The sequence below is a fragment of the Bradyrhizobium sp. 33ap4 genome (genome assembly GCF_032654765.1).
GTDB lineage: Bacteria > Pseudomonadota > Alphaproteobacteria > Rhizobiales > Xanthobacteraceae > Bradyrhizobium > Bradyrhizobium australafricanum.
In genome coordinates this window covers 1-2,843 of record NZ_JAUMTJ010000148.1, presented here as the reverse complement: position 1 = coordinate 2,843, position 2,843 = coordinate 1, and the positions used below count along the sequence as shown (strand labels likewise).

Here is a 2,843-nt window from a genome sequence, read left to right as displayed (position 1 = left end):
AGCGCATGATCATCCGCGTTGAGCGGGGTAAGGGCGGCAAGGACCGTAATGTCATGCTGTCCCCACACCTGCTCGACAACCATCGCGTTTGAGCTCGGTGCCGGCATCATGCTGCTCGTCGGCCTGCTTATCCGGCCGATCGCGCTGCTGCTGGCCGGGTTCTCACTGGTCACCGCGTTCATATTCCACGACCAATTCGCCGATCAGATTCAGATGATCATGTTTCTAAAGAACGTGGCCATGGCGGGTGGATTCTTATTGCTCGCCACGCATGGGGCACGTGGGTTCAGCGTTGACGCGCTGCTCGTTAGTCGCGTTGAGGTGCGGGCATGAGCGCGAAGATGCGGACGGCTGTGATCCGCTCAGCCGGCGGTCCCGAGGTTTTGAAGGTCGAGATGCTACCGATCCCGAAGCCGCGCGCCGGCGAGGTGCTGATCCGTATTAAAGCGTTCGGACTCAACCGCTCGGAGCTGTTCACCCGGCAGGGGCACTCGCCGAATGCCGCCTTCCCCCGCGTGTTGGGGATCGAGGCGGCGGGGGTCATCGAAGCGGCACCCGGCGGCGAATTCGCGCCGGGCACCGTAGTTGCGACCGCGATGGGTGGCATGGGCCGGCAGTTCGACGGTGGGTATGCCGAATTCACGCTGGTGCCAGCGACGCAGGTGCAGGCGGTCCAGTCCGAGCTGCCCTGGGAGGAATTGGGCGCCATCCCCGAGATGCTGCAAACCGCGTGGGGCTCACTCTTCAAGTCGCTCCGGCTAAACAGGGGCGAGCGGCTACTGATCCGGGGCGGCACTACCTCGGTGGGGCTGGCGGCGGCAGCAATCGCCAGGAAGCACGGCGCGTTCGTCGCCGCAACAACGCGGCGGCCCGATCGCGAGGTGCTGCTCCGCTCAAATGGCGTTGACCAAGTTTTCATAGACACCGGCGCCATCGCCGAGCAGGTACACGAGGTTTGCATCGGCGGCTTCGACAAGGTGCTCGAGTTGGTCGGCGCGACGACGCTCATGGACTCGCTCCTCTGTGCCCGGTCGGGCGGCACCGTATGCATGACGGGAATGGTCGGCAACGCATGGTCATTTGAGAGGTTCAGCCCGATGGATGCTATCCCGACGGCGGTGAGCCTGACGACCTATGCGGGCGGCGCCGAGGACTTTATGCGGATGCCGCTCGACGACCTGGCAGGCCAAATCGCGGCAGGCGAGCTGCGCATTCAGATTGGGCGGACATTTAGACTGGAAGAGATCTCCGAGGCTCATCGCTGCATGGAAACCAATGCCGCGGGCGGGAAGATTGTCATCCTGCCGTGAACATAGCAGATCTGTTTGCAACAGAGCCTGGTTTTTCTGGACCAGTTTCTTGGGGCTATCAGGCATGACATCGCAATTTCTAGCGGCTTCCGACTGAGCCGATTCAGCGGGAGAATGGGCGGGTCATGGCCCCGAAACATCACCCGGCTCCCCTCTCCGGCGGCGACCGCAAGGCGTTGAAGAAGGAGCTGGCGCGCGCCCGTGCAATGACATCGATACTGGCCGAGCGGTCATCCGAGAAGCGCGCCGCCGGCGAGGCCTTGATTCGCGAGGCGGACGATCTCGCCTGCCAAAGCTGGAACGAGATGATGTGGGCGGATGGCGGACCGATCGATCCGTCGCCCTCGATCGACCAGGCGATCAACGGCGGTTACCCCTGGCTGGAGATCCGATGCTCGCGCTGCAAGACGCCGCGCGCGGTCGACCTGGCCGCGCTGCCCCATGTCGCGACGACCTGCGTGCATGACCTCGCCGGCCGGCTGCGCTGCGTGAAGTGCGGAAGGGCCGGCAAGCGGCCCGCCGCCGAGCTGCTGCAGCTCGCGCGCCGCCGGCCGAGCCAGATGGACGACGCGCCATGACCGCCCTCACCCGCCTGATCGCGAGCGCCAGGAATGCTGGCACATCTTCTCTGGTGACATCCACGTCGGCATGATCGCCGAGCGCTCGGGGATTCCAGCGTCAGCCGATCGATGGGGTTGGACTCTCGGCTTCACGCCACCGCCGCACTGCGCCAATCGCGCCCAAGGCACTGCCGCTGATTTCGAGACCGCGCGCGCTGCCTTTGAAGCCGCTTGGCTGACCTTCCAGCCGGAGTGCACCGAGGACGATTTCCGCGCGTACCGCCGGCAACAGGCGTTCACGAACTGGAAATACACAATGTGGCAGCGCGGCTGCCGGCTGCCGACGCAAAACGAGAGCGGACAATCCACATGCTTCTGCGGCGCGTCGCTGGACGACACCAGCTTTGCCGAGCATGTCTACGCCACACATATGACGGCCGGGGAAACCGCGCAGTGAAGAAAATGACCGAAGATCGTCCCTGTGCCGATCCAGAGAAGGCCGCACGCCGGCTGATGGAGCACGCGCGGGCCTTCGAGCCGGTCCAAGATGGCCGCATCTACATCGAGAAGCTGAATGGACCGCTCCTGCATGGGGACAAGGCGACACCGGCTGAGTACACGGCGGGACTGAAGTTTGCGATCGAGCGCGGCTGGCTCGAGCCGGTCCACGAGAGCGGCACCTTCACCAGGATGACGCAGGCCGGAAAGGACCTGTTCGCTAGAAAAAGCCCCAGCTCTTGTCGGGGAAGATTCCGGAGCTGGGGCATTGGGGGCATCTTGAGATCGCCGCCTGCTAGTGGCGGTCTGTACATCCGAGACCGGGACAGCAGGCAGCACTCTGAACCCTCTCCCGCTCGGCGAGTTCCGGCATTCACAAATGTAAATCTCGCAGGGATCATCCGACCCGATCACGGCCACGGAATCTGGTCTTCTCTTGCCCGGCGACCGTCTTGATCCAGCCGAATGCCTCCTC

Annotated in this window: 4 protein-coding genes; all 4 read left to right on the top strand. The window is 64.1% G+C overall.

Annotation, left to right across the window (positions count from 1 at the left end; translation table 11 throughout):
- Window positions 1-108 precede the first annotated feature (108 nt).
- The 4 genes from Q2M23_RS43360 (at window position 109) to Q2M23_RS43345 (ending at window position 2,327) form a co-directional block, all read left to right on the top strand.
- Window positions 109-333, top strand: coding sequence for a DoxX family protein (locus tag Q2M23_RS43360; RefSeq protein WP_316399481.1), 225 nt, complete (start codon window positions 109-111; stop codon window positions 331-333).
- Window positions 330-1,310 carry a zinc-binding alcohol dehydrogenase family protein gene (locus tag Q2M23_RS43355; protein WP_316399480.1) on the top strand — a complete coding sequence of 327 codons (981 nt, stop codon included), beginning with the start codon at window positions 330-332 and terminating at the stop codon, window positions 1,308-1,310. The genes Q2M23_RS43360 and Q2M23_RS43355 overlap by 4 nt, the downstream gene beginning before the upstream one ends.
- Before the next feature lie 125 nt (window positions 1,311-1,435).
- Window positions 1,436-1,888, top strand: a complete 453-nt coding sequence (locus tag Q2M23_RS43350; RefSeq protein ID WP_316399479.1) for a hypothetical protein — start codon at window positions 1,436-1,438, stop codon at window positions 1,886-1,888.
- Between the two features lie 70 nt (window positions 1,889-1,958).
- Window positions 1,959-2,327, top strand: a complete 369-nt coding sequence (locus tag Q2M23_RS43345) for a hypothetical protein (RefSeq protein ID WP_316399478.1) — start codon at window positions 1,959-1,961, stop codon at window positions 2,325-2,327.
- Window positions 2,328-2,843: the final 516 nt, after the last annotated feature.